The 26218-nt window shown below is 74.7% G+C and carries 22 protein-coding genes; 9 read left to right on the forward strand and 13 right to left on the reverse strand.

Annotated elements, in window-relative coordinates; genetic code table 11:
* Positions 1-288 precede the first annotated feature (288 nt).
* On the reverse strand, positions 289-2760 hold the full coding sequence (locus Q0994_RS26855; RefSeq protein WP_299539289.1) for a GH92 family glycosyl hydrolase: 2472 nt from the start codon (positions 2758-2760) through the stop codon (positions 289-291).
* A 383-nt stretch (positions 2761-3143) separates the two neighbouring features.
* Between Q0994_RS26855 and Q0994_RS26860 the strand changes: the two genes are divergently transcribed.
* Both Q0994_RS26860 and Q0994_RS26865 read left to right on the forward strand, forming a co-directional pair.
* Positions 3144-3581: a DUF6221 family protein gene (locus Q0994_RS26860; RefSeq protein WP_299539291.1), complete on the forward strand. Its 438-nt coding sequence runs from the start codon at positions 3144-3146 to the stop codon at positions 3579-3581.
* Between the two features lie 86 nt (positions 3582-3667).
* A complete protein-coding gene (locus Q0994_RS26865) occupies positions 3668-4435 on the forward strand; it encodes a VOC family protein (RefSeq protein WP_299539293.1) in 768 nt (255 codons plus the stop codon).
* A gap of 181 nt (positions 4436-4616) precedes the next feature.
* Here the strand turns inward: Q0994_RS26865 and Q0994_RS26870 are convergent, their stop codons facing one another.
* Both Q0994_RS26870 and Q0994_RS26875 read right to left on the reverse strand, forming a co-directional pair.
* Positions 4617-4844 carry a hypothetical protein gene (locus Q0994_RS26870; RefSeq protein WP_299539295.1) on the reverse strand — a complete coding sequence of 76 codons (228 nt, stop codon included), beginning with the start codon at positions 4842-4844 and terminating at the stop codon, positions 4617-4619.
* Positions 4845-5044: 200 nt separating this feature from the next.
* Positions 5045-5932, reverse strand: coding sequence for a sigma-70 family RNA polymerase sigma factor (locus Q0994_RS26875; protein WP_299539297.1), 888 nt, complete (start codon positions 5930-5932; stop codon positions 5045-5047).
* Between the two features lie 302 nt (positions 5933-6234).
* Between Q0994_RS26875 and Q0994_RS26880 the strand changes: the two genes are divergently transcribed.
* Complete coding sequence (locus Q0994_RS26880; protein WP_299539299.1) at positions 6235-6588, forward strand: DoxX family protein; 354 nt, start codon at positions 6235-6237, stop codon at positions 6586-6588.
* A gap of 259 nt (positions 6589-6847) precedes the next feature.
* Here Q0994_RS26880 and Q0994_RS26885 read toward each other — a convergent pair whose 3' ends face one another.
* On the reverse strand, positions 6848-7555 hold the full coding sequence (locus Q0994_RS26885; RefSeq protein ID WP_299539301.1) for a DUF4232 domain-containing protein: 708 nt from the start codon (positions 7553-7555) through the stop codon (positions 6848-6850).
* Positions 7556-7929: 374 nt separating this feature from the next.
* Between Q0994_RS26885 and Q0994_RS26890 the strand changes: the two genes are divergently transcribed.
* Positions 7930-10236: a helix-turn-helix transcriptional regulator gene (locus tag Q0994_RS26890; RefSeq protein ID WP_299539303.1), complete on the forward strand. Its 2307-nt coding sequence runs from the start codon at positions 7930-7932 to the stop codon at positions 10234-10236.
* Between the two features lie 85 nt (positions 10237-10321).
* The gene (locus tag Q0994_RS26895) at positions 10322-11815 is read left to right on the forward strand and encodes a hypothetical protein (RefSeq protein WP_299539305.1); all 1494 of its coding nucleotides are present in this window, start codon (positions 10322-10324) and stop codon (positions 11813-11815) included.
* A 152-nt stretch (positions 11816-11967) separates the two neighbouring features.
* Here the strand turns inward: Q0994_RS26895 and Q0994_RS26900 are convergent, their stop codons facing one another.
* The 5 genes from Q0994_RS26900 to Q0994_RS26920 form a co-directional block, all read right to left on the reverse strand.
* A complete protein-coding gene (locus Q0994_RS26900; protein WP_299539388.1) occupies positions 11968-13794 on the reverse strand; it encodes a rhamnogalacturonan lyase in 1827 nt (608 codons plus the stop codon).
* Positions 13795-13896: 102 nt separating this feature from the next.
* Positions 13897-14247, reverse strand: coding sequence for a YkvA family protein (locus tag Q0994_RS26905; RefSeq protein ID WP_299539307.1), 351 nt, complete (start codon positions 14245-14247; stop codon positions 13897-13899).
* A 103-nt stretch (positions 14248-14350) separates the two neighbouring features.
* The gene (locus Q0994_RS26910) at positions 14351-14653 is read right to left on the reverse strand and encodes a WhiB family transcriptional regulator (RefSeq protein WP_299539390.1); all 303 of its coding nucleotides are present in this window, start codon (positions 14651-14653) and stop codon (positions 14351-14353) included.
* A gap of 268 nt (positions 14654-14921) precedes the next feature.
* On the reverse strand, positions 14922-16028 hold the full coding sequence (locus Q0994_RS26915; protein ID WP_299539392.1) for a PP2C family protein-serine/threonine phosphatase: 1107 nt from the start codon (positions 16026-16028) through the stop codon (positions 14922-14924).
* A gap of 51 nt (positions 16029-16079) precedes the next feature.
* The gene (locus Q0994_RS26920; RefSeq protein ID WP_299539309.1) at positions 16080-16922 is read right to left on the reverse strand and encodes a Scr1 family TA system antitoxin-like transcriptional regulator; all 843 of its coding nucleotides are present in this window, start codon (positions 16920-16922) and stop codon (positions 16080-16082) included.
* Between the two features lie 181 nt (positions 16923-17103).
* Here Q0994_RS26920 and Q0994_RS26925 point away from each other — a divergent pair, with 181 nt between their 5' ends.
* The gene (locus Q0994_RS26925) at positions 17104-17529 is read left to right on the forward strand and encodes an ATP-binding protein (RefSeq protein ID WP_299539311.1); all 426 of its coding nucleotides are present in this window, start codon (positions 17104-17106) and stop codon (positions 17527-17529) included.
* A gap of 57 nt (positions 17530-17586) precedes the next feature.
* On the opposite strand, the gene Q0994_RS26930 is transcribed toward Q0994_RS26925, so the two are convergent.
* Together Q0994_RS26930 and Q0994_RS26935 are read right to left on the reverse strand one after the other, a co-directional pair.
* Complete coding sequence (locus Q0994_RS26930) at positions 17587-18288, reverse strand: ribonuclease H (RefSeq protein WP_299539314.1); 702 nt, start codon at positions 18286-18288, stop codon at positions 17587-17589.
* 151 nt (positions 18289-18439) lie between these two features.
* Positions 18440-19234 carry an SDR family NAD(P)-dependent oxidoreductase gene (locus Q0994_RS26935; RefSeq protein WP_299539317.1) on the reverse strand — a complete coding sequence of 265 codons (795 nt, stop codon included), beginning with the start codon at positions 19232-19234 and terminating at the stop codon, positions 18440-18442.
* Between the two features lie 290 nt (positions 19235-19524).
* On the opposite strand from Q0994_RS26935, the gene Q0994_RS26940 reads away from it, so the two are divergent.
* Complete coding sequence (locus tag Q0994_RS26940; protein WP_299539319.1) at positions 19525-21414, forward strand: ABC transporter ATP-binding protein; 1890 nt, start codon at positions 19525-19527, stop codon at positions 21412-21414.
* A 9-nt stretch (positions 21415-21423) separates the two neighbouring features.
* Here the strand turns inward: Q0994_RS26940 and Q0994_RS26945 are convergent, their stop codons facing one another.
* Both Q0994_RS26945 and Q0994_RS26950 read right to left on the reverse strand, forming a co-directional pair.
* Positions 21424-21693 (reverse strand): hypothetical protein, encoded by a 270-nt coding sequence (locus Q0994_RS26945; RefSeq protein WP_299539321.1) that lies wholly within the window; start codon positions 21691-21693, stop codon positions 21424-21426.
* Positions 21694-21846: 153 nt separating this feature from the next.
* Positions 21847-22914: an endonuclease/exonuclease/phosphatase family protein gene (locus Q0994_RS26950; protein WP_299539323.1), complete on the reverse strand. Its 1068-nt coding sequence runs from the start codon at positions 22912-22914 to the stop codon at positions 21847-21849.
* Positions 22915-23615: 701 nt separating this feature from the next.
* Between Q0994_RS26950 and Q0994_RS26955 the strand changes: the two genes are divergently transcribed.
* A complete protein-coding gene (locus Q0994_RS26955; RefSeq protein WP_299539326.1) occupies positions 23616-24737 on the forward strand; it encodes a glycosyltransferase family 4 protein in 1122 nt (373 codons plus the stop codon).
* The gene (locus Q0994_RS26960) at positions 24734-26218 is read left to right on the forward strand and encodes an exopolysaccharide biosynthesis polyprenyl glycosylphosphotransferase (protein ID WP_299539328.1); all 1485 of its coding nucleotides are present in this window, start codon (positions 24734-24736) and stop codon (positions 26216-26218) included. Before Q0994_RS26955 ends, Q0994_RS26960 begins: the two co-directional genes overlap by 4 nt.

A 26218-nucleotide genomic window follows, 5' to 3' on the forward strand; every position in this document is an offset into this window, starting at 1 on the left:
GTGGGGCACCGCACATGGTCGCTCATTCAGTCACAGCCCCCGGACCGACCACAACGGTCGTGCACCACAAATTTTCAACGATATAAATTCTGTCGTCCGAACCGGCCGACGCACGGCGCCCGAGGCACGCACGGGAGGCGGGCGGGGCGCGGAAGGCGTGCGGGGTCGCCGAAGGCGCCCGCGCCGCACCACCGGAGCGAGGCCACTCGAGCCTCCTCCGGCGGCGCGGCCGGGCGTGTGCCGCTCCCCCGAATCCCTGTCGGCGCAAGGCGAATTCGGGCCGTCCGCTCACTCGGGCAGCCCGGCCTCCCCGACCGCCCAGCCGGTGTTCGCGGACTCGCCCAGCCGGAAGTCCAGCCTGCCCCCGTGGCGCAGGAGTTCCCCGCCGACCCAGGACCTGTCCCGGTCGCGCCCGTCGACCTTCACGGAGGCGATGTACGGGTGCGCCGCGTCGGCCGCCGGGGCGTCGACGGTGATGTCCGCGCCACGGGGACGGTCGATGACCGCACGCGGGAAGAGCGGCGTCCCCAGCAGCAGGGACGCGCTTCCGGGCTTCTGCGGGTACAGCCCCAGCGCGGAGAAGACGTACCAGGCCGACATGGTGCCGAGGTCGTCGTTGCCGGGCAGACCCCGCGGACCGGTGCCGTAGACGGTGTCGACGATCTCGCGCACGGTCTCCTGCGTCTTCCACGGCTGCCCGAGGGCGTTGTACAGCCAGGGGGCGTGGATGCCCGGTTCGTTGGTGGGGTCGTACCGCAGGGCGTCGCCGCCCCTCACCGACCAGGAACCGTCCGCCGTGTGGAAGAAGGCGTCCAGCCGGCGCGCGGCGGTCTCCCGGCCGCCCATCGCCTCGGCCAGTCCGCCCACGTCCTGCGGCACCATCCAGGTGTACGTCGCGCTGGTGCCCTGCGCGAAGCCCCGGTCGCTGCCCGGCTGGAACGGCGTGACCCAGCTCCCGTCGAGGTTGCGCGCCTGGATGTAGCCCGTCGTCCCCGCGCCGTCGCCGGCCTCCGGGTTGAACACGTTGCGCCACCAGCGTCCGCGCTCCGCGAAGTACGCGGCGTCCTCGCCGTGGCCGAGGAGTTCGGCCCACTGCCCGAGCGCGGCGTCGGCGACCGCGTCCTCCAGCGTCTCGGCCGCGCCGCCCCAGCAGTGGCAGACGTCCTGAGCCGCGTATCCGGACGCCATGTACTGGGCCAGGTTGGGCCGTTGACCGGTGCACTGCCCGGGACAGCCCGCGTCGCTCAGCCCGTCGGCGACGGGCACGGTGGCCTGGCGCTTCAGCGAGGCGTAGGCCCCCTGGTAGTCGAAGTTCCGCACGCCCATGGCGTAGAAGGTCGCCAGGGTCGCGGCCGTCGGGTCGCCGGTCATCACGTGGGTGGCGCCGTTGACGTGCACCCAGCGGTCCCAGATCCCGCCGTTCTGCCGGGCGAAGTTGTACAGCGACTGGGCGAAGTCACCCGCGACGTCCGGCTTGAGCAGGGCCAGCAACTGGATCTGCGCCCGGTACTGGTCCCAGCCGGAGAAGTTGCTGTACTGGGCGCCCTGCCCCCGCCCGATCCGGTGCGCGGCCCCGTCCATACCGGGATAGCGGCCGTCGGTGTCGCTGACGAGGTTGGGCTGCAGCAGGGCGTGGTAGAGCGCGGTGTAGAAGGTGGTGCGCCGTGCCGCGGAGCCACCGCCCACCCGCACCGCGGACAGTTCCCGGTCCCAGGCCGCGCGGCCCGCCCGCGCCACGTCGGCCACGTCCGCCCGGGGGGCGACCTCCTGGCGGAGGTTGGCCTCCGCGCCGGCCAGGCTGACGTAGGAGATCCCGACGCGCATCCGCACGTCCCGGTCGGTCGAGGTGTCGAACCCGACCCAGCCGCCCGATCCGCGTCCGGCCCGGTCCGCGCCGGTGGCGTATCCCTCGCCGCCGGAGTTGTCGGTGGTGCCCGGCGCGAGCGTGCCGTCCTTCCAGGTGCCGGTCGAGGAGAAGTCCCGGTCGAAGGAGGCGGTGAAGTGCAGCCGGTAGTAGCTCTTGCGGTTGTTGGCACCGCCGTTGGCGCGCCGGCCGCAGAACGCCCCGGTGAGGACCGAGCCGGTGACCTTGCGGTGGGCGCGGTCGATGTGGATCTCCGCGTCCTCGCTCCCGTTGAGCGAATTGGACACCCTGAACAGCAGGTTGGCGGCCTCGCCGGCGGGGAAACCGAAGTCGGCGACGCCCGCGCGGCGGGTCACCGCGAGGTCGGCGGTGGCGCCGGAGTCGAGCCCGACGGTGTAACGCCCGGGAACGGCACGCTCGTCGTCGTGCGAGAAGCCCGAGGCGTAGACGGCGTCCTTGGTGTCGGCCGACGGCGAGGAGGTGACCTCGCCGACGAACGGCATGATCGGCACGTCACCGGCGGCACCCGGATTGCATCCTGCGCCGTTGACGTGGGTGAGGCTCAGCCCGCGCATCCGGGTGACCCCGTACTCGTAGCCATTCGCCGCGCCCGTGCTGGTCTGGTCGCCGGTCGTGCTCGTGGGCGACCAGGCGACCATGCCGTACGGAAGGGTGGCGCCGGGATAGGTGTTCCCGCCGTTGGACGTCCCGATCATGGGGTCGACCAGGTCGGCGGGGTGTGCCACGGGCACGGCGGCCGCCGCGGACCCGGCTGTGGCGGCGGACCCGGCCGTGGCGGTCGCCGCGGGCAGCGCCGCCGCGGCGAGCGCGACGGCGAGGACGGTGGAGGCCGCGCGGGCGCCGACGTGGCGGGCCACTGGAGCTCTGGGGGGCATGGGGCTGGAAACCTCCGTACGGATGACAACGTTGTCGAGATGCGATCCCACTGCTGTGGGCGAGCCGTGCGGGATCGCGCCGATCGTAGGGTCGGTGGCCGGGCGAAGGGAATGCCCCGAGCGGGTTCACCGGGTGAACGCGCGATGAAGGCCGGGCCCGAACCGTCCCATCGGGTGGCGTTGCGGACGGTGTCCTCTGCGGAGGAGCGCCGTCCGGGCGGGGCGCGGAGCGGGACGCTTCTGCGCGGCCGGGGGGCGCGGCCCGCGCCGGGCCCGTCCGGCGGCGGGCGGTCGCCGGGGTGGAAGGATGGGCGCATGGATACCGTCACACCCGGCCGCGCGGTTCACCGGCCGTGCGACCCCGCCCCCGCAGGAGGACCGTCGTGACCGTCGGCCTCGTCGCCTTCCTCCGCGCCCGTCTCGACGAGGACGAACGGACCGCACGCGCCGCGCTCGACAGCCCCGGCCGCGCCTCGTGGCAGGCGCTGGGGACCGGTGTGTACGCGGAGGCGGCGGTGCGCGAGCAGGACGACCCGCCGCCCCTCACCACCACCGGCCCGGAGGTGGGCGGCTCCGACGAGGACGCCGCGCGGGCCGCGCACATCGCCCTGCACGACCCGGCGCGGGTGCTGCGGGACGTGCAGGCCCGCAGCACGACGGTGGACGAGTACGACATCGCCCTGTGGGCCGCCGTGGACGACGACCGGGCCGCTTACTGGCAGGGGCGGCTCGACGCACTCCGCGAGTCGTGCTTGCGGATCGCCTGGGTCTACGCCGACCACGAGGGGTACCAGCAGGCGGTGGCCCCGGAACCGGTCTGACCCGCGCGCCGGAACCGCACCGCCACGGGAACCGGCCGCACCCGCGCCCACACCCCGTATCCCACCCGCATCCGCGAGGAGGCACCGTGATCCGCTGGACCTACGTCTTCGTCGACCGCCCGGCCCCACACGCCGACCCTGCCTCGGCCTTCTGGGCGACGGTCACCGGCACCCGGGTCGGTGCGCCCTGGGGCGACCGGGGCGAGTTCCGCTCCCTGGAGCCCGTGGGCGCCGACCCCTGCCTGGTGGTGCAGACCGTGGGCGTGGCAGGCCCCGCCGGTTCGGTGCATCCGGACTTCGCCGTGGACGACCCCGGGGCGTTCGCGGACCGGGCCGTCACGCTCGGCGCTACCGTGGTGTCCCGGACGCCCGGGCTCACCGTGCTCCGCTCCCCCGCCGGCCAGCCGTTCTGCGTGGTGGCCTGGCGCGGACAGCGCGTACGGCCGGACGTCGTCACCGATCCGCGGGGCGGGGTCAGCCGGGCGGATCAGGTGTGCCTGGACGTGGCACCGGACGCGTTCGCCGCCGAGGTCGTGTTCTGGGCGGAGCTGACCGGCTGGCGGTCGCGCGCGGACTCGCTCGCCGAGTTCCACACGGTGCGCCCGGCGGGAATCGACTCTCCTGTCCAACTCCTGCTGCAACGACTGGACGAACCGCGCCCCGCCTCCGCCCACCTCGACCTGGCCTGTACGGACATCGCCGCCACCCGCGACTGGCACGAGGAGTGCGGTGCGGGGTTCGTGGCGGAGTACCCGGAATGGAGCGTGATGCGGGACCCCTCGGGAGCCCCGTACTGCCTCACCGGACGCGACCCGTGGACGGGCGGGGGACGAGCGGCGGGCGACGGCGGGTGACCCGCGCGGCATGAGGGGCGGGGCGGTCCGGACGGGGCCCCGGCTCTCGTGGGCAGGCCCGCACCGGTCGAGCGGGTTCATCGGACGTCACGGAGGCGTCGCCCTCCGGTGGACCGTCCCCGGAGGGCGAGGCGCGGAGGCCCGGCGGTCCGTCCCCCGGCAGTCACCGTGCCCGTTCGCCTCAGCCGGTCCAGGGCCGCCGGCGGTTCTCCCGCTCCGGGTCGATGCCGCTGAGCCGCACCAGCGCCCCGTCGACCACGCCAGATGTGTCTCCTACGGCGAGGCCCGGCGCCTCGATCATGTCGGCAACCCCCTCCAGGTAGGTGACCAGCGTCTCGGATTCGTCATCAGCGGCCACGTGGTCGCGGGACCACCGGCCCATGAAGCCGCTGTCGGCGTCCAGGTACAAGCCCGAGGTGGTGTCGGCCGCCCCCGGCAACAACGACGCACGGCCCGACCGCCTTTCGGGGTCCGGACGGTGCAAGCGGCCGCCGCTTCCGCCGGCACGTCGAGCGGGTGGGGCGGATCGGCGGTGCGGGCGCCGGACACCGGTCCGGTGGCCTCCCGGTCCGGCGCTCCGGCCCACGTGACCACCGGGCGCCCCGGACGTCACCACGCTGCGCCGGCCCGGCGGCCGATGGTTGACGGTAGGGCGGCCGCGATGCGGTCGTCGGCCCGTGCCGATCGCAGCGTGATTCTCGTGACCCTCCGGTTGGCCGTGCTGACCTCGATCGTGGCGAGGGGGTGCCCTCCCGGAGCAATGAGATGTACCGCTCTGCCGTTGACGGTGAGTCTGCAAGCCGCCCGCACGCGATCGCGGAAGTGCACGGTCTCGGCGGCGATGTCGACGGCACCGACGACGGTGGTGCGGGCTCCGCGAGGGAGGAGTGCCGCGTCGGCGTCGCGGACGCTGTCGGGCGCGAGCAGCTGGATCATTCTGCGCGTGTCCCCGGTCCGGGCCGCTGTCAGGAAGGCTTCGACGATCTGCTGGTCCGGCCGGCTGTTCCGCTCCGCGACGTCCTGGGCGCCTTCGAGACGCTGCCGGGCCCTGCTGGCGTGCTTCCTGGCACCGGTCGCTGTCCCGCCCAGCACGTGCGCAACCTGGTCGAACGGTACGGAGAACAGGTCATGCAGGACGTACGCGACGCGTTGGGACGGGGTCAACTGGTTCAGCAGGACCATGAGCGCGCGGGAGACGTCTTCCGCGCGGAGGATCGCTTCGTCCGCAGCCAGTTGCGCCGCCGGGACGGCGTCCGCGAGCAGAGGGACTTCGCCGCGGCGGCGTCGGGCACGCAGCTCGTCCCAGCAGATTCTGGCGGTGACGGTGGTGAGCCAGGCTGACGGGTTCTCGATCGATGGCGCGGATCGTGCGGCCGTGACCCGCAACCATGCTGTCTGGACGGCGTCTTGGGCGTCGTGGGCCGAGCCGAGCAGGCGGTGGGCAGCCGACAGCAGATGCGGTCGTGCGGTCTCGAATTCCTCGACCGTGATCGGCATGGGTGTCACCTTTCGAGGCTGGCGAACGTCAGGACGGTCGGTGCAACCCATTCCCTGTTCGCAACCCGAGGAGATGACGACGTCATGAGCCTACCGATGGTGCGGTTCCGCGCCGACAGCGGCACGGCAGAGGTCCGGTCGCACGGAGTGAGGGTGTTCGCCTCCCTCCGGACGGTCTTGCCCCCGGGGCGGGCCCACACGGCGGGGCTGCCGCAAGCCGCTCGGCCGCGAGACCTGATCGGCCGAGCCGTGGGAGCACCTGTTCCGGCGGAGCCGTTCACCGTCGGGGGGTCGTACGACTCGTGAGCTCCGTACTGATCATCGCCACTGTCGGGTGCGTCGTCGCGAACGGGTTCATCGCGATCGCCGACTACGCGAAGGCACCGTTCGTGCTGGCGAACTCCGCAGAGGTTCGGCTCCCCCCGGCCGCGGTGCCGTACCTGGCCACCGCCAAACTCCTGGGCGCCGCCGGCCTTCTCCTGGGGCTTCTCGGGGTCCCCCGGGTGGGTCTGGCGGCAGGAATCGGCTTGACCGCGTTCTTCGTCGGCGCGGTGGTGGCGCACGTCCGCGCGCGGGTCTTCCACAACATCGCCTTCCCGTGCGGCTACCTGCTGCTGGCAGTCGCCGGCACCGGCTTCTTCGTGGGCGAGGTATGACCCACGCCGGCGCACCCCCTCTCGCCGGGAGGCCGCGCCCGCCGATCGGGCGCCGAAACATCACCCGTGTGGAGAGGAGCATCACCGACGACGGTGCCTGCTACCGCGCAGACGCCTTCGGGCTCGCGTCGCCCGGCGCGAAGCACGAGGCGGGGAGCCGGCGAGCACAACGACCGCCACCACCCCCACGCCGCTGTCGGCGGCGGGCCGCCCGCCGTGGGCGGGCGGCCCACGCGTCGCCGCTTCACGGCCTCATCGGCTAGAAGTCGTCGGCGCCGTTGCGGAGTTCCGGGGTCCAGTAGCCGGTGAGGGCCCGTGCCGGATCGACCGCGACGCCGTCGCCGCCGGGAGCGGTGACGGCGATGACCGTGTCGTCGTCGCCCTCCAGCGTCAGGGAGAACGCCGAGACGGGTTCGTTCTCCTCGTCGACCCCGCCGTCGGACAGCTTCACCAGGGCGTACGCAGGCGCGCCCGGCGCGAGCACGACCGGGGTGGCCGGCTTGCTCTTGGCCACCGCCGGTGCGTCCTGCTTGTGGCTCTCCAGGAACTGGAGGTGCGGGTAGCCCGCCAGCCGGCAGGAGCGTGCGGAGGTGTTCTTGGCCGTGAGGACGAGGTGGGTGTAGGGCGGACCGTCCTGCTTCGCCGCGGTGACGTCCACGTCCCCGGCGGTGCACACCGGGGCGGTCGTGCCCGCCCGCGTCCCCTTCGTGCCGGTCGACGCCGCGGTCTCCCCTCCGGTGGAGGCCGCGCTGCCCGTCGTGTCCTTCGCCGCCGCCGAGGGCTCGGCGTCGGACGCGTCCGCCGCGTCGGACGTAGGGGCGTTCTCGCCGCCGGTCGTGCCCGGCGAGGAGGCCGCCGCGGCGGCCGGCCCGGAGTCCCCTTCGGCCTGGCAGGCGGTGAGGGACAGGACGAGGGCCGTGCCCGCGACGGCGAGCATCAGCGGGCGGCGCGTGGTGTGCAGGTTCATGGAGGTTCCCCCGTGGGTGGTTCGGGACCGCGGCTCGAAAGTGCCGTCGGCCCGTGGGTCGTCGTGCTGCGTGGGCGTGCTGAGCGGTGGAGGGGTGCGTCGGTCTTCCCGTGTCGAGGGCTGGGCGCGTACGCGGCCGTGGCCGGTCCGTGGCCGCCCCCGGTTCCGCGCCGGCTCCGTCACCGCCGCGGATCCGTTCACCGCGGTGGCGCCTCGACCGGATCGCGTGCACCGGGTGAGGCACCCCGCGTCCGCCCTCAGTCGATCACTTCCGGGCGCGGCCTCCCAGGCGGTTCTCCCGGCAGAAGTACCGTCCCGCATACTTCTGCCGGGGGGCCCGCATCCGTACGGGCCGGACGACGGGGGACGCCACGGTGCGCGTCGGCACGCCTGCGACGGGGGACTTCGGACAGCGGTTGCGTCTGCTGCGGACCGCGGCCGGGCTGAGCCAGGAGGCGCTGTCGGACGCCGCCGGAGTGAGCGTCCGGGCGCTGGCCGACATGGAGCGCGGGCGTACCCGCGGCCCGCAGCGCGGCACGGTCCGGGCGCTGGCCGAAGCGCTGGACCTTGACGAGGAGGGGGCGGCGGACCTGGAGAAATCCGCCGCCGCGGGCCGCCCCCGTCCTCGGACGGCTGCCGGACCGCCCTCTCACGTCGCCCTGGCGCTGCCGCGCGACATCCCCGACTTCACGGCGCGGGGCCCCGCGCTCGCCCGGCTGCTGGAGCTGGTGCGCGGTCCGCGTCCCGGCCTGCCCGGTGTCACCGTGGTCGCCGGGCAACCGGGCCTGGGCAAGACCGCGTTCGCGGTGCACGCGGCCCACCTCCTCGCCCCGGACTTCCCCGACGGGCGGTTCGCCCTCGACCTGCACGGCATGGAGCCCGAACCGGTCACGGTCCGGGACGCGTTGGCCCGGCTGCTGGCCGCGGTGGGGGTGGCGGACGCCACGATTCCGGCCGGCACCGACGACCGGGCGGGGCTGTGGCGGTCGCTGACCGCCGACCGGCGTCTGCTGCTCCTGCTGGACAACGCCGCCGACGAGGACCAGGTCAGGCCGCTGCTGCCCGGCACCGGCCCTTCCTGGGCCCTCGTCACCAGCCGTCAGTCGCTGGCGGGGCTGGAGTCGGTCCACCGCAGCGACCTGGCCCTGCTGCGGCGGGAGGAGTCGGTGGAGCTCCTGGCGCAGATCGTCGGTCAGGGGCGCGTCGCGGCGGAGGCGCAGGCCGCGCGCGACCTCGCCGACCTGTGCGGGCACCTGCCGCTGGCCGTCCGGATCGCCGGCCAGCGACTCCTCAGCCGGCCGCACGAGCGCCTGGCGAAGCTCGTCGTCCGCCTCGCCGCCGAGGGCCGCCGACTGGACGGACTCCGGGCGGGCAGTCTGGGCGTACGCGCCGCCTTCGCACTCTCCTACCGTCAACTCCCGCCCGCCTCGCAGCTCTTCCTGCGGCGCGCCTCGCTGGCCGCCGGAGGGGACTTCGGACCCGAGACCGGCGCGCTGCTCACCGGTCTGTCGTACGAGGAGGCGGTCGTGCGCGCCGAGGAGCTGACCGACGCGGGGCTGTTGCAGAGCGACGCCGTCGAGGAGCGCTACCGGTTCCACGATCTGCTCAAGCTCTACGCGGCCGAGCAGCTCGCCGCCGAGGACGTCCCCGGAGCGCGGGACGCGGCCCTGGACCGGACGGCGCGGTGGATGGTGCGCCGGGCCACCGCCGCCGCACTGCACTTCGACGCCGACCACCTCGGGAACACGCCCCCCGGCGACCCGGATCCAGCGTCGGCGCCGGTCGGCCGGGAGGAGGCGCGGGCCTGGCTGGAGGCGGAACGCGCCCAGTGGGTCGCGGCGCTGGGCCGCGCCCTCGACATCGGGCTATACCGGGAGGTGCTGGACGCGGCGGAGGCGATGCACTGGTTCTCCGACCTCAACCAGCACTGGGAGCAGTGGGTGGAGGTGTTCCGGTGCTCCTCCGCAGCGGCCCGCCTGCTGGGCGGCGGACGGGAGGAGGCGGTCCACCTCAACTACCTCGCCTGGGCCTACAACATGTGCGTCCACGACCCCCGTGCCGCGCTGAGGACCGCCGACGCCGCCCTCGCGGCGGCCCGCGCGTGCGAGGACGGCCTCCAGGAGGGATGGGCCCTCGGGTACGGCGCGGGCGCGCTCCAGCGGATGGGCCGGTCGGAGGAGGCCCACGGCCGCCTGCGGGAAGCGGCCCGTTGCCTCGCCTCCGTGGATTGTGCCCACGCCCGGCTGGCCGAGCTGACGATCCTCAACACCCTCGGCACCCTGCTGCGCCAGACCGGCCGGGCCGAGGAGGCCCTAGGCATCCATCGCCGCGCCGAACGGATCTGCCGCGCGGGGGTGCCCGGCCGGCCGGACGAACTGATCGGGCTGTACCTCGCGTTCGTGCTGCAGCAGCTCGGCAACGACCTCGCGGCCCTCGGCCGCGGCGCCGAGGCCGAGCCGCCGCTGCGGCATGCCCTCACCGCCTTCGAGGCGGCGCACATGCCGGTGTGGGCCGCGTCGGCGCGCCTCGACCTCGGTCATGTGCTGAAGGCCCTCGGGCATTCCGAGACCCGGCAGACCCTGCTCGCGGCACGCGAGGCGCTCGCCGCGCTCAGCAGTCCCCGGCGGGAGGAGGCCGCCGCCGCGCTCGCCGCACTCGACCGAGCGTCCGACGTTTCCTGAGGGAACCGCGCCCACCTGCGGGTTTCCCGGTAGGGTCGCGGCCCGACGGTGTCAGAAAGCCGTCGTCACGAGGGAGTTGCCACGCATGCCTACGCCTCAGGACATCTGGGACGCCGCCGATCTGCCCGCACGGCGGCTCGCCGGGGTGGCCCTGAATCCGTCCTCGTCACCGGACGTGCTGCTGCGCCTGCTCGCCGACGGTCCGCCGGCGGTGCGGATGGTGCTGTGCCGGGACCGCGTCCTGCCCGACACGGTGGTGGAGGCCGTGCTCAGGCATCCCGACACCCGCACCCGCTCGTTCTTCGCCCGCAACCCGCACGTCGATCCCGCCCAGCGGGCCCGCCTGGTCGACGATCCGGAGTGGCTCGTCCGCGCCCACCTCGCCGAGGCTCCCAAGGTGCCGGGCGGGGGCAGGCCCGCACCGCTGCCGGACGACGTGGTCGTCCACATGATGCTCACGTACGAGGGGGACCTTCTCGGCGGCCCGCTCTACGAGCAGATGTCCCCCGGGCTGTACCGAGGCCTGGCCACCCATCCGGTCGCCGGGGTCCGCCGTTGGGGGGTGGGGTTCTGGAGCGGGCTGCCCGCCGTCACACGGACCGCCCTGCTGGCGGACACCGACGAAGAGGTCAGGAAGCGGGCGCGGGCGCATCTGCGGAGCGAGGACCCGGCGTGGGTGGAGCGGGAACTGCCCGCCCGTGCGTGCCACGCGCGCCTGCACATGCTGATGCACCAGGCCCTCAGCAGAACGGTCGTGGACAGCGTCCTCACCGCCCCGGTCGCCGAGAGGGAGCGGCACGTGATCGCCGGTAACCCGACGCTGCCCCACGACGTGGTGGTCCTCCTGTCCGCCGATCCCGACCCGGCGGTACGCGAGGCCGTCGCGCACCGCCCGGATCTCCGGGCCGACGAGCGCCGGACGCTCGCCACCGATCCCGACCCCCGGGTCCGGCTCGCGCTGTCCGTGCATCCGGCGCTGAGCGAGCAGGAACGGGCCGCCGTCGACTACGCCATACCGGCGGACAACGGCGTTTACTGGTGGCCCGTGTCCCCCCTCCCCCGGGATCCCCACGAGGTCCGCCGGGACGCCGACTCCGCCCACCCGCTGCTGCGCCGCAGTGCGGCCCGGGACCGCTTCCTGCCGCCCGACCTCGTGGAGCGGCTGGCCGCCGACGACGATCCCGGCGTACGCGCTCTGCTGGCCCACATCCATCCGGACGCCCCCTCCGCGCTGCTGCTGCGGGTCTTCGTGGAGCACGACGGCGCGGACCGCGCACGCCTGATCACCCGGCCGAACTTCCCCACCACCGGTCTGTCGGTCTTCGCCGACCACGACGACCCCGAGGTCCGGGCCCTGGCCGCCCGCGATCCCCGTACCGCCCCTGCCACCGTGGAGCGCCTGACCCGCGACACGGACCCCGCCGTGCGGGCCGCACTGGCGCGCCACCCGGCTCTTCCGCGGGCGCGGCTGACGGAGCTGCTCGCCGACGAGGAACTGGCCCACCCCGCCGCGGCGAACCCGGCGTTGGATCCCGAGGTGATCGAACGGCTGGTGTCGACGGGCGGCGCGTGGGCATGACCGCCGACGCGGCGCGGCGCAAGGCCCCGTCCCGGCAGTGGCTCTCCCCGGAGACTCCCCGGGGGACCTGCCGTCGCACGGGCGGCGGCCGGGACACGACCGTCCGCGGCCGCCGCCTCGCCGGCGCATCCGGTACGTCGCTCCCGGTCCGGCTAGGGAGTGTGGATGACCGGACGCGGCGCGGTCCCGGAGCCGAGGGCGAAGCTCGGGTGCGGCGGCTGGTTGTAGGCGGTGTTCTGCCAGGCGAGGGCGGTGCGGTAGGTGGTGTCGTGGAGGAGCGTGGTGATCTTCGTGCCGGTCTCGTACGGCGTGGAGTAGATCCGTAGCGCGGTGTTGTTCGTGGTGGGCCAGACGACTTCCTCGCGCCAGTCGCCGAGGATGTCGCCGGAGAGCGCGGGGGTCGCCTTGGTGCCGTTGTTGGCGTGCACCGAGGCGGCGGTCAGCAGCCGGGTGTCGCCGGAGGTGCCGTACTTGTCGATGTGGGTGGAGTCGAGCAGTTCCCGCGTGGTGTCACCGTCCCACCAGGCGAGGAAATTGGTGCTGGAGGGCTTGCGGTCGGCGACGACCGCGCCGGACGGAGAGCGGATGCCGGAGACCGCCGAGGACCAGGACTCCGCGCCGGGGCTGCCGGACCAGATGTCGCCGCTGACGCCCCGGCCGTTGTCGCCGGAAGCGGGGGTGGACCAGATGATCGTGCCGGTCTTCGCGTCGGCCATCCAGGACGACGGCTTGGAGCTGTCCTCGTCGACCTTGAACTCCTCCAGGCCCGGCCGGGACGGGTCGAGGTCACCGACGTGCTGGGCGTCGCCGTGGCCGTTCTTCGTGGTCCACAGGCCGCCGCCGTTGTCGTCGATTGCCATCGCGCCGTAGACGATCTCGTCCTTGCCGTCGCCGTCCACGTCGGCCACCGACAGCTGGTGGTTGCCCTGGCCGTCGTAGCCCTTGCCGGTGTTGGTGGAGCTGTTGGTGTCGAAGGTCCACCGGCGGGTGAAGGCGCCGCCTCGCCAGTCCCAGGCGGCGACGACCGTACGCGTGTAGTAGCCGCGCGCCATGATCAGCGAGGGCCGGGCGCCGTCGAGGTAGGCGGTCCCGGCGAGGAAGCGGTCGACGCGGTTGCCGTACGAGTCGCCCCAGGAGGAGACGGTGCCGCGCGCGGGCACGTAGTCGACGGAGCCCATGGCCGCCCCGGTCCGCCCGTCGAACATGGTGAGGTACTCGGGTCCGGTCAGCACGTAGCCGGAGGAGTTGCGGTGGTCGGCCGACGTGCTGCCGATCGTCTTGCCCGTGCCGTCCACCGTGCCGTCCGCCGTCTTCATGGCGACCTCGGCACGGCCGTCGCCGTCGTAGTCGTACACCTGGAACTGCGTGTAGTGGGCGCCGGAGCGGATGTTGCGGCCGAGGTCGACGCGCCAGAGCCGGGTGCCGTCGAGCCGGACTCCGTCGACGATCGTGTTGCCCGTGTAGCCGGACTGCGAGTTGTCCTTGGCGTTGGTGGGCTGCCACTTCAGTACGAAGTCGAGCGCGCCGTCCCCGTCGAGGTCGCCGACGGAGACGTCGTTGGCCTCGTAGGTGTAGGCGACCCCGTCGGGGGTGGTGCCTCCGGCGGGCGGGCTGATGGCCACGTCCTTGTATCCGGCGCGGAACTGCACCGCGTGCACGGAGTCGGCCTGCTCGACGCCGCCGACGACCGCGCGGACGGTGTAGTCGGCGGTGGCCGGCGCGCCGGAGTGGAAGTAATCGGTCGACCCGGTGACGGGGGTGGCGTTCACCTTGGTGCCGGCGCGGTAGACGTTGAAGGCGACGTCGTCCGGGTCGGTGCCGAGCCATCGCCAGCTGACCAGGTTGCCGCTCTCGGTGTGGACGCTGACGACGCCGCGGTCCAGGGCTTCCGCCTGCCGGGCGGTCGCCGCGTGGGAGGTCTGTCCGGCGGCGACCAGGCCGCCCGCCGCGAGCAGTCCGGCGGCGAGGGAGCTGACGATCACACGGGTCCGACCGCTGCGGCGACGCCTGCCGCGCGGGTGGGGGGCGGAGCGGGAGGGAGTCACGGTACGCACCTTCGGCCGGGGGCGGGTTACGTGACGTCAGTTGCTGCCGGGGGTCAGAAGGTTGCCGTCGGCCGCCGATTCTTTGCGCCGGCCGCCCGGCAGGTCCGCGCGCCCGCCGATGCCGGCGGCGCGGGCGGCGGAGTGCAGGGAGCGCAGGGCCAGCAGCAGGAAACCGATGTCGTCGAGGTACACCGGGTCCGGGATCAGGTCGACCGGCGAGACGGTGTAGACGAGGGAGGCCCAGAACAGGGCCTTGTCGCGGAGCGGGATGCCCGCGTCGGTGAGCAGTTTCCTGGCCCGTACGACGCGTACGAACAGAACTGCCGCCACCGCCATGGTGATCAGCGCGAGGGCCGCGCCGAGGATGAGCCAACCCGTGGTGTCCATGGTTCCCCGTCTACCCGTTCTGCGGCCCGGCATCTCGCCCGGCGGGGTTCCGCGGCCGCCGGCGTCGTGCGCGGGCCGGCGGCCGGGGCGCGGTGGCCCCGGCTCACCGCGCCTGCCGCTCCGCCTGCCTGCGGGTACGGCGCTTGAGGGCGCGCCGCTCGTCCTCGCCGAGGCCTCCCCAGACGCCGAAGTCCTGGCCGTTCTCCATCGCCCAGCGCAGGCACTGTTCCTGGACCGGGCAGGTCCGGCAGACCGCCTTGGCGTCCTCGGCCTGCACCAGAGACGGCCCGGTGCTGCCGATGGGGAAGAACAGGTCCGGGTCGACCTCGCGGCAGGCCGCGAGACTCCGCCAGTTGTCCCCCGTCCCTTCGACCGTGACTCCGTCGTGCACGGCCCCGCTCTGCATGGTTCCGTTCCGCATGACTCCCACTTCCGGTGCTCGGGTTCGGTATTCGGTCCGTAGGCGTCGGGTGACCGCGTAAACGGAACCGAAACCACCGGGAGCCGCTTTTCGGGCTCTTTCCCGCACGCGTTCCCGTATGCGGTGGCCCGGCGCACTCGTCGGCGTACGGGAGACCCTCGGCATCCCGCTACGGGGATGGTCCGTCGTCACGGTGCGTACTCGCGTCGGAACGGTGTGTTTTCGCTCGTACGGGTGACGAAGGAGCGGTTTCTCAGGACGGCGGCCGAGGGGCCGTCTCCCGGTGCAGCGCGAGCATGGCCTGGTCGTCCTGGGGGCGTCCGCCGGTGTGGCGGCGGACGTCGTGGACGAGGGCGTCCAGGATCTGCGACGGTGACGTGGAGTCACCGAGGGCGCGGCGGCGGCGCAGCAGCAGCGGCAGCCGTTCGGCGGCGTCGTAGAAGACGCCCGCGGTGTCGCGCGACTCGCTGACACCGTCGGTGTAGCAGATCAGCGTGGCGCCCGGCGGGAAGTCGAAGGTGTCGACGGGGGCGGGCCAGGCGCCGAGTCCGCCCATGCCGAGCGGCGGCGCCTCGGCGCTCGGCACGAGCAGGGTCGCGCGCCCGCGGTCGTCGAGGAGGACGGGCGGCGGATGGCCGCGGTTGACGATGCGCACGGTGCTGAGGTCGGGGGCGAACTCGGCGACGAGCGCGGTGGTGAAGCCCTCCACGTCCTCGAGACCGCCCCGGCGGTCCCCCTCGCGCGACAGCGCCCGTTCCAGCGCGTCCACGAGGGCGGGCAGGTTCTCGGACTCGTCGGCGGCGTAGCGGAAGGCGCCGATGTCGGAGCAGACCGCGCTGACGGCGCCGAGCCCCTTGCCGCGGACGTCGCCGACCATCACCCGGGTGCCCCACGGCGTGGCCTGGGCGACGTAGAGGTCCCCGCCGATCATCGCCTCGTCCTCGGCGGGCACGTAGCGGGCGGCGACGGTCAGGGGGCCGATGCGGGCGGGCGGCGGGGGCAGCACGGCCCGCTGGGCGACGGCGGCGACCTGCCTCGCCCTGCGGGTGGAGGCGTCCCGTCGCGCCAGTGTCCGGTTGATGACCACGGCCAGAACGGTCACGGCCGCCAGGGTGAGCTGGTTGGCGACGCCGGCGCGCCAGCCGAAGGTGCCGTCGACGTGCGCGAGGACCGCGTGGACCGCCATCGAGATCAGCCCCACCGCGACGACCCCCCGGGGCCGCAGCAGCGGGGCGGCGGCGACGGGGGCGACGGTCAGCAACGGCGCCGACGTCACGTCGGCCGGCGTCACGAGGTCGATCACGACGGCCAGCACGATGACGAAGCCGGGGATCCACTGGGCCCTGCTCGGTTGCCGCACCACTCCCCCACGCTCCCCGCACGGGCCGGGCCGCGCATCCCGGGGCGCGGGTCAGCAGCGGTGCGGGAGCGGGGTTCCGGGCGGCGGAGCGGCGGCGCAGGCCGCGTCGAGGCGGCTGCGGTGCTGGTTGACGGTGTCCGGGTCGTCGAACACGTCGATCCGGATGCCGGGTGTCTCCACGACGGCGCGGTCGCCGATCTCCGGGGCGGGCACCCGTAGCAGGTGGAGCGGCGGCGAGCCGGTGAGCGGATGGGGCGGGTGGTCGAGCGGGACGACCTGCACCGTCAGACGGGGTACCCGCGCCGCCGCCTCGTCCAGGGCCGCACGCTGCCGGGCCATGACGGCGGGTCCGCCGACGTCGGTGTGGAGGGCCGCGGCGGGCAGCAGCGCCCAGAGCGCGGCGCCGCGGGCGTGCAGCCGGGCCTGCCGTTCGTGGAGCAGTTCGAGGCGGCGCTCCAGGCGGGCGGCGGTGTCGTCGGGGTACGCCGTCCGGTGGAGGGCCGCCGCGTAGGCGGGGGTGCGGAGCAGTTCGGGCACCAGGGCCGGGTGCCAGGTCCGGACGAGTCCGGCGGAGGACTCCATGCCGATGACGTCGAACTGCCAGGGTTCCATGGCGTCGCGCCACCGGTGCCACCAGCCGGGCAGGTTCGCGGCACCGAGGCGGGCAAGGACCGATGCGGCCTCTGCCTCCGGAACACCGTAGCGCGCGAGCAGGGCCTCCACCTGGCGGGCGTCGAGGCCCGTCTCGGCCCGTTCGATGCGGCGCACCGTGGCGGGGTGGGCGTCCAGGGCGCGGGCGGCGTCGGCGAGCGGCACTCCGGCGCGTTCCCGCATCATCCGCAGCCGGGCCGCGAGGACGCGGTGCTCCAGGGTGGGGCCGGATCGGGCTCTCATCGCGCACGCCTCGCTCGGTCGGCCCCGATGCGGAGCGTCGCACATTCTGTCGCTTGCAAAGTATGCCCTTTGCGCGGACAGTACGTACATGCCGGAAATAGCTACTGGTGGGAAACATGCGCCGCGCGCCACGGGGAGCGGTGCGGCTCACAGCTGGTGCGCGCCCCGGGTGCCCCGCGCGGTGCCCGAGGCGCGTCACCGGGTCCGCGAGGCGATGCGCGCGTGGGGGGAGCCCGCGGAGCGCGTCGAAGCGGCGTCGCTGATCGTGACGGAACTGGTCGCCAACGCGCTCCAGCACACCGGCACCCGGCGGATCCGCTGCCGACTGCTCCGTTCGGGCGACGGCGTGCGGATCTGCGTCTGGAACCGGGGCCGGGGGCGCCTCCCCTCGCCCCGGCCGCCCGCCGACGCGGAACCGTCCGGCGGCGACGCCGGGGCGAGGGGTGCGGCGTCCTGGCCGACCGCCGGGGCGGCGCGCGGCGAGGGCGCGGAGCGGGCGGAGGGACTGTCCGAGCACGGCCGGGGCCTCGTGCTCGTGGAGGCGCTGTCGAAGCGCTGGGGCACCAGCGCGGCCCTGGCGGGACGCCTGGTCTGGGCCGACGTCTGATACGTCCGCGCACGCGTGACACCCCGCCGGGGAAGAGCCCGCCGGGGGACGGCCGCGTCAGACGGTCGCCGTGCGGCACTCCGGGTGACCCCAGCCGTCGGGGTTCTTGGCGATGGTGTCCTTGGCAGCGTACGGCTTCCCGCAACGGCACCGGCCCGCGAACTTGGCGCGGATCGTCCCGCCCGTGCGCGGGGTGCGGGCCGTCCCGCCGGACGCGGCCCCCTGCTTCGCCTTCGGCGCCGGGCCGCCCCTGGCCGACCGGGCGGGTGCGGGCACCGGCAGCGCGGTCGCGCCGTGGACGGTCCCGGCCGCGACCTGTGTGACGGCCGCCTCGCTGGCGGCCTGGTCGGCGAGCGCGTTCAGCGGGTCGCCGTCCACCTGGTGCGCCGGCACGTACTGGAACCGCACGGTGCGCCCGGACAGCAGCGCGTCGATCCGCACCACCAGTTCCTGGTTGGCGACCGGCTTGCCGCCGGAGGTCTTCCAGCCGTTGCGCTTCCAGCCCGGCAGCCACTTGGTCACCGCGTTCATCGCGTACTGCGAGTCCATCCGCACCTCCAGGGGCACCGCCGGGTCGGTCGACTCCAGCAGCGAGCGCAGGGCGGTCAGCTCGGCCACGTTGTTGGTGGCGGTGCCCAGCGGCCCGGCCTCCCAGCGGACCGGGTTCCCCTCGGCGTCGGCGACCACCCACGCCCAGGCGGCGGGCCCGGGATTCCCCTTCGACGCCCCGTCACACGCGGCGATCATGCGTTCGTCCATCCCTCGATCATGCCAGCCCCGGCCATGCGCCCGGCCCGCTCTCCCCCGCCGGGGCCCGGGTGACGGAGGCCCGCTCCACCCGCGCCGCTTCCGGGGACGGCGGCCCGCTCCCGGCGGCGGGGCGGGGTCGGGTCGGGTCGGGGTCGGGTGATCACGGCACGATGGAGTCCACGTACCCGCCGTCGACCCGCACCGCCGCCCCCGTGGTGGCGGACGCCTGCGCGGAGCTGAGGTAGACCACCAGGTGGGCGATCTCCTCGGGCTCGATGAGGCGCTGGAGGAGCGACTGCGGGCGGTGCCGCCGCATGAACACGCGCTGGGCCTCCTCCCACGGGAGGTCCTTGTCGACCAGCTCGTACACGAAGTCCTCGACCCCGCCCGTGTGGGTGGGTCCCGCGATCACCGTGTTCACGGTCACGCCGGTGCCGGCCGCCTCCTTGGCGAAGCCGCGCGAGACGGCCAGCAGGGCGGTCTTGGACATGCCGTAGTGGATCATCTCCGCCGGGATGACGATCGCCGAGTCGCTGGCGATGTTCTGCACCCGGCTCCAGCCCCGCTCCTTCATACCGGGCAGGTAGCGCCGCACGAGCCGCACGGCGCTGAGCACGTTGGTGTCGAAGTAGGTGCGCCACTCCTCGTCGGTGATCTCCAGCGGCGGCCGGGAGCCGAAGATGCCCAGGTTGTTCACCAGGACGTCGGCGGCGGGCACGGCCGCCAGCAGCCGGTCCGCCCCCTCGTCCGTGACCAGGTCGCAGGCGACCGCCTCCACGTCCGCGTCCGGTGCGGCGGCGCGTACGGTCTCCGACGCCGCGTCCAGGCGCTCCCGGTTGCGCCCGGTCAGCACGACGGCGGCGCCTGCGGCGGCCAGCCCGGTGGCGACGGCCAGGCCGATGCCTTGCGAGGAACCGGTGACGACGGCCTTCTTGCCCGTGAGATCGATGCGCACCCTGCGGTCCTTCCCGTCCCTGTCCCCGCCCCCGTGCGGCGACGGATTCCCAGCGTCGCACCGGGCCGCACGGGGCGCGCTGCGGGCCCGTTCGGGCGGCACGGGGGCCGGCGGGACGTTCGGCCCTGCGTTTCGCCGATGGGCGGGCGGCTCGTCAGGCGGGGGCGCCCTTGACCTCGACAATGCTTGAGGTTCTACCGTGCGATCCATCCGCCGGGGCCGTCCGCCCCGGCGGCGCGGATCGCGGGCATACCGGCCCGCGCGCCCGCCCCGCCGAACACGGAGCCTCCATGAGCATGGACATCACGGCGTGGTCGTCGCTGCAGAGCGTGATCAACGCCCCACAGGACCACCGCCCCTTCTCGCGGGCCACCGTGCGCCGCGTCCTCGCCTTCGCCCGGCCGCACCGACGCGCCCTGACCTGGTTCCTCGTGGTGAGCGTCGCCGGGGCGCTGCTCGCGGTGGCCACCCCCATGCTGGCCGGACGGGTCGTCGACACGATCGTGCACGACGGCTCCTCCTCCACCGTGACCCGCCTGGCGCTGCTCATCGCGGTGATCGCGGTGGCGGAGGCCGGACTCGGGCTGGTCACCCGCTGGTTCTCCGCCACGCTGGGCGAAGGGCTGATCCTCGACCTGCGCACCGCGGTCTTCGACCACGTACAGCGGATGCCGGTCGCCTTCTTCACCCGGACCAGGACCGGCGCGCTGGTCAGCCGGCTGAACAACGACGTGATCGGCGCCCAACGGGCCTTCAGCAACACGCTGTCCGGGGTGGTCGCCAACGTGGTGACGCTGGCCCTCACGCTGGCGGTGATGGTGGGCATCTCGTGGCGGATCACGCTGCTGGCGCTCGTCCTGCTGCCCGCCTTCGTGGTACCGGCCCGGCGGACGGGCGCCCGGATGGCGGGACTGCAACGGGAGGCGGCGGCGCACAACGCGGCGATGGGCACCCGGATGACGGAACGCTTCTCCGCCCCCGGCGCCACGCTCGTCAAGCTCTTCGGGCGGCCCGGGGCGGAGTCGGCGGCGTTCGCCGAGCGGGCGCGCCGGGTCCGCGACATCGGGGTGCGGACCGCGATGGCCCAGTCCGCGTTCCTCACCGCGCTCACCCTCGTCTCGGCGCTCGCCCTGGCGCTGGTCTACGGCCTCGGCGGCCTCTACGCCCTGCGCGGCTCCCTGGAGCCGGGCGACATCGTGGCGCTCGCCCTGCTGCTGACCCGGCTCTACGCCCCGCTGACCGCGCTCGCCGGGGCGCGGGTCGAGGTGATGAGCGCGCTCGTGAGCTTCGAGCGGGTCTTCGAGGTCCTCGACCTGAAACCGCTGATCGCCGAGAGGCCCGACGCGCGGGGGCTCGACGACGGACCGGTGCCGATCGAGTTCGACGGGGTGTCGTTCGCCTATCCGGCGGCGGGCGAGGTGTCGCTGGCCTCGCTGGAGGAGGTGGCCCGACTGGACTCCCGTGGCGGGGAGAGGGTGCTGCACGACGTGTCGTTCCGCGCCGAGGCCGGGCAGACGGTGGCAATCGTCGGCTCCTCGGGCGCCGGCAAGTCCTCGCTGGCCCAGTTGCTGCCCCGGCTGTACGACGCCGACACGGGCGCGGTGCGGATCGGCGGGGTGGACGTGAGGGAGTTGACCGGCGCGGCACTGCGGGCGACGGTCGGCATGGTGACCCAGGACGGCCACCTCTTCCACGAGTCGGTCCGCGCCAATCTGCTGCTGGCCGCGCCGGACGCCACCGAGGAGGAGATCCGGGACGCGCTGCGGCGCTCACGGCTCGACGGTCTGGTCGCGTCGCTGCCGGACGGGCTGGACACGGTGGTGGGCGAACGCGGCTACCGGCTCTCCGGCGGTGAGCGCCAACGGCTGACCATCGCGCGGCTGCTGCTGGCCCGTCAGCGGGTGGTGGTACTGGACGAGGCGACCGCCCATCTGGACTCCACGGCCGAGGCCGCCGTCCAGGAGGCGCTCACGGAGGCGCTGCGCGGGCGGACCGCCCTGGTGATCGCGCACCGTTTGTCGACCGTGCGCCACGCCGATCTGATCCTGGTGGTCGAGGAGGGGAGGATCGCGGAGCGCGGCACGCACGACGAACTGCTGGCCGCCGACGGCCGGTACGCGCAGCTGTACCGGACCCAGTTCGACCGGCCGCGGACGCCCCGGCCGCACCCGGTGGGATGAGCCGGTGCGTCAGGCGGCGCGACGGAGCAGACGCGCGCGGCGCAGCGGTCGCCGGGTCCGGCGCAGGGCGTCGCGCCCGGCGTACCGCCACGCCCCCGGGCGGGCGGGCCCGCGTGCCCCGACGCCGGTGACGAAGGTGCTGACGGGCGCCATCGGGTCGCCCGAGGCGGCGCGGGCCAGCAGGACGCCGACGACGAGCGGGAGGAGGGCACCCGCCAGAGCGGTGCCCGCGAGGGTGACGTGGTGGGCGCGGGTGGTGCGCCGGATGACGGGGAGCATGGGTCCATCAGACCGTCCGGTGCCCGCCCGGCGGATGGGCCGGGGTACTCAGTCCGGGGTCCGGTGGTACTCACGCCGGGGCGGTACGGGCGCGCCCCTGGCATCACCGTGCGTACCCCCGGCAGCACCGTGCGGGCCCGCCCCCGGCACCGGTCACCGGGCGTCGGAGCGCAGGTGGGCGAGGACCGGGAGGTGGTCGCTGCCGGTGGCCGGGAGCGCCTCGATCCGGGTGACGGCCGCCGCCCGCGCGAGGACCTGGTCGATCCGGGCGACGGGCAGGGAGGCGGGCCAGCTGAGGGCGAACCCCCGCTCCGGGGCGGCCAGTCGGGAGGTGACGGGGCCGAGGCCGCGGTCCTGGACCGTGCCGTTGAGGTCACCGAGCAGCACCAGTCGCTCCAGCGGCTCCGCGTCGATCCGTCGGGCCAGCAGCCGTGCGCTCCCGTCCCGGCGCCGGGCCTCGAAGCCGGCGGTGGGACCGATGCGCACCGACGGCAAGTGAGCGACGACGGCGGCCAGTTCACCGTCCGGGGTGTGGACGGTGGCACGCAGCCCCCGGTTCCACCCCGCGCCAACACCGCTCGGCCGGATGTCGAGGGCCCGCACGTCGGTCAGCGGGTGTGCCGACCAGAGCCCGACCGTGCCGCGCGCCGCGTGGTACGGGTACCGCGCGGCGAGCTCCCGCCGGTAGACCGGGAGGGCGGCCGGCGTCACCTCCTCCAGGGCGATCAGGTCCGCCCCGTGCGGGACGAGGGACCGGGCGGTTCCCCGCGGGTCCGGGTTCACGTCGCTGACGTTGTGCTGGAGCGCGAGGAAGTCGTGCGGTGCGCCGGCGGGGGGCAGCAGCAGGGGTCCGAACTGGCCCGCCCAGACCAGCGCGGGGAGCGCGGCGGCGACGGTCCCCGCCGGGGAGCGGCGCAGCAGGGCGACGGCGAGCAGCGGCGGGACGGTCAGGCCGAGCCACGGCAGGAACGTCTCCAGCAGGCTCCCGGGCCGGCCGGGCAGGTCCGGAACCACCCCCGGAGCGAGCAGCAACAGGGCGACCACCAGGGCGCAGAGGGACAGCACGCGCCCGCCGCGTCGACGGGCGGGGGCCGGCCCGGCCTCCGGCTCGCGGTCCGCCGCCGGGACCGTGTCGCCCGGGGCGGCGCCCTCGCGCTCCGTGCCGTCCGCGGGCGCCCGGTCCGTCGCCGCCGAACCGCTCCCCGTGGACCCCGGCCGCATCCGTCTCCGCTCCCGTCCCGTCACCACGCCCCGGCGGGGCGTGTCACAGGGACGACGCGGACCGGTGCGGCACGGTTCCGCACCCCCCGCACGGCACCCCTCCCGGACACCGGCGCGAAGCATCCCGGCGTACGGGCGGGGCGGTCGGACGGAATGCTCCGCAAAATCCAGAAAGGTGAATCCGCGGCGACCTGACGCCGCGTCACCGCAATTCCTCGGGCGAATGGCGTAAGGGCGCGAAGGCCGGCCGTGTCCCGCAAGCCGGGCGATCGGCGGCGATCGGGCGGGAAACGGCTTCACGCGCTTCCACCGCACTGTGCCACGGGCGTACTCGCTTCCGGGTGCGTGCCTTTCCGCGTGTCGGGCGCAATTGCCGGAAGGGCGGGGGAGGTTCCCGCACGTCCGGGCACCGTTCCCGTACTCGCCGCGCGTACGCGGTGCGGAAACGTCCCCAGCTGAGGTTACGTGCGAGTCATACGTGTGTTCCGGCCGTCAATCTGCCAAAGTGCACTTCGGTTTTACTCACTTGATCCGGAACCAGAAAAGCACGCCTCACACCGCCATTCCGAGAGAGCATGAGAAATGACCGGTAGGCACGCACTGCATTGGCCTTACGGGCTCGCCCTTTCGAAACGGCACTTCGGACGGTCGGGCGACGAGGCATCCCGGCGCGGCGCAAGAGTCACCCCGGAGAAATCCACTTGAAGATTCTGCACCTGGTCCAGCCCGTGGAGGGCGGCGTCGCGAGGGTCGTGGTCGATCTCGTCCGGGCGCAGGCCGGAGCGGGGCTCCGTCCCGTGGTCGCCTGTCCGCCGGACGGCGGGCTGGCCGCCGCCGCCGCCGAGGCGGGCGCCCAGGTACGTCCCTGGCACGCCGGGCGGGACCCGGATCTGCGGCTGGCCGGCGAGGTCGCCGGGGTCCGCGCCCTGGTGCGCTCGTGCCGGCCGCAGCTGGTGCACGCGCACAGCGCCAAGGCGGGGCTGGCGGGCCGGATCGCCGTGCGCGGCCGGGTGCCCACCGTCTTCCAGCCGCACGCCTGGTCGTTCGAGGCGGTGCGCGGGGCGACCGCGGCGTCCGCCCGGCGGTGGGAGCGGTTCGGGGCCCGCTGGGCCGACCGGGTGCTCTGTGTCAGCGAGTCCGAGCGCGACCGCGGGCGGCTCGCCGGGATCGCCGCCCGGTGGTCGGTGATCCGCAACGGCGTCGACCTGGACCGGTTCCGTCCCGGCGACCGGGACGCCGCCCGCGCGGCGCTCTCGCTCCCCGCCGGAGTGCCGCTGGTGGTCTGCGTCGGCCGGCTGAGCCGTCAGAAGGGCCAGGACGTCCTGCTGGACGCCTGGCGGCGGGCTCGTGCCGGCGGTGCGCTGCTCGCCCTGGTCGGCGGCGGGCCCGAGGAGGACCGGCTGCGCGCCGCGGCCCCGGACGGAGTGCTCTTCGCCGGAGCGGCGGACGACGTGGTGCCGTGGCTGCACGCCTCGGACGTGGTCGTGCTGCCCTCCCGCTGGGAGGGGATGGCGCTGGCGCCGCTGGAGGCCATGGCCTGCGGGCGGCCCGTCCTGGTGACGGACGTCGCGGGGGCCGGCGAGAGCCTGCCGCCGGGCCAGGCCGCCCACTGCCTGGTGGCTCCGGAGGACCCGGCGGCGCTGGCCGGGGCTCTGGCGGCGCTGCTGGCCGACGCCGGTCTGCGCGAGGCGCTGGGCCGCGCCGCGGGGCTGCACGCCCGTGCGGCGTTCGACGTGCGGGCGACCGCGGACGCGGTGGTCCGCCTCTACCAGGAACTTGTTCCCCCGTCAGGCACCACCACGAGAGAGCGCACCGAGCGATGACGACGGAGAGTGCATCACTCCCGGCCACGGCCCGGGGGACGGCGACGGCGGCTCCCACCGTCCATCCGCCGCGGGCCGGACGCGCGCCGGACGCGTCGCGGGGTGCGCCGGGCCGGGGCGGCCGCGACCGTCCCGCGCTCCTGCCGGTCTGCGCCGACGTGCTGGCCGCGGGGCTCGCGCCGGTGCTGCTGCCCGGCGCGGTGTGGCCCCCGGCGGTCCTCGCCGCGCAGGCGGCGGTGACGGTGCTGCTCAACGCCCGGCGCGGGCTGTACCGGCCGCGGCTGACCCCCTCCGCGCTGGCGGACCTGCCGGCGCTGCTGGTCGTCGTGCTGTTGCAGTGGTTCGTGACCGCCACGGTGTTCGGCGCCCACGATCCCGCCGGGGCGATCGGCTGGCGGGACCTGTTCCTCGGGGTGACGGCGCAGACCCTGCTGAGCTGCGCCCTGCGGGCGGCGGCGCACGGGGTCCGCGCGCGGGCCGCCGCCCGCGCGCCCGGCTCCGCGCTCGTGGTGGGGGGCGGGCCGGTGGCCCGGCAGGCGGTGACGGTGCTGTCCGAGCATTCCGAGTACGGCCTGCGGCCCGTGGGCCGGGTCGTGCTGGGGCCGGCCGGCGGGCCCGAGGCGCAGACCGCCCACCGCGGGGCGGTGCCGGTGCTGGCCGCGCTGGAGGAGGTGCGCCGGGCGGTGGTGCAGAACGCGGTGCGCCAGGCGTTCTTCACCGAGCCGCCGCACACGACGCCGGAGGGCGCCGAACTCTTCGCGCTGGTCACCCGGCACGGCTGCCGCAGCTGGCTGATCGAGGACCCGACGGCCACCCCGCCGCAGGCCTACGGCGCGGCGCACCGTACCGACCATCTGTGGGGCTACACGGCGCGGTTGCTGCCCACCGGGCACGGCGGGCCGGTGTCGCGCGCCGTCAAGCAGCTCACGGACCGGGGGCTCGCCGCCGTCGGCCTGCTGGTGGCCGCCCCGGCGCTGGCGGGCTGCGCGCTGGCGGTACGCCTGTCCGACGGGCCCGGTGTCCTCTTCCGGCAGGAGCGGCTCGGCCTCGACGGCCGCCCGTTCACCCTGCTGAAGTTCCGTACGCTGCGCCCCGCCGACGCCCACGAGTCGGCCACCCGCTGGAACGTCTCGTCGGACCGCCGGATGAGCACGGTGGGCCGGCTGCTGCGCCGGACCTCGCTGGACGAGCTGCCGCAGCTGTGGAACGTGCTGCGCGGGGACATGAGCCTGGTCGGCCCGCGCCCCGAACGCCCTTTCTTCGCGGCCCAGTTCGGCGTGGCGCATCCGGGATATCACGCCCGTCACCGGATGCCGGCCGGGATCACCGGGCTCGCGCAGGTGCACGGCCTGCGGGGGGACACCTCGATCGAGGACCGGGCCCGCTTCGACAACCGCTACATCGCGACGTGGTCGCCGTGGCAGGACGTGTGCGTCCTCGCCCGGACCGCCGCGTCGCTGTTCAGGCTCGGGGGAAGCTGA

This window comes from uncultured Streptomyces sp. (genome assembly GCF_947488945.1).
Classification (GTDB): Bacteria; Actinomycetota; Actinomycetes; order Streptomycetales; family Streptomycetaceae; genus Streptomyces.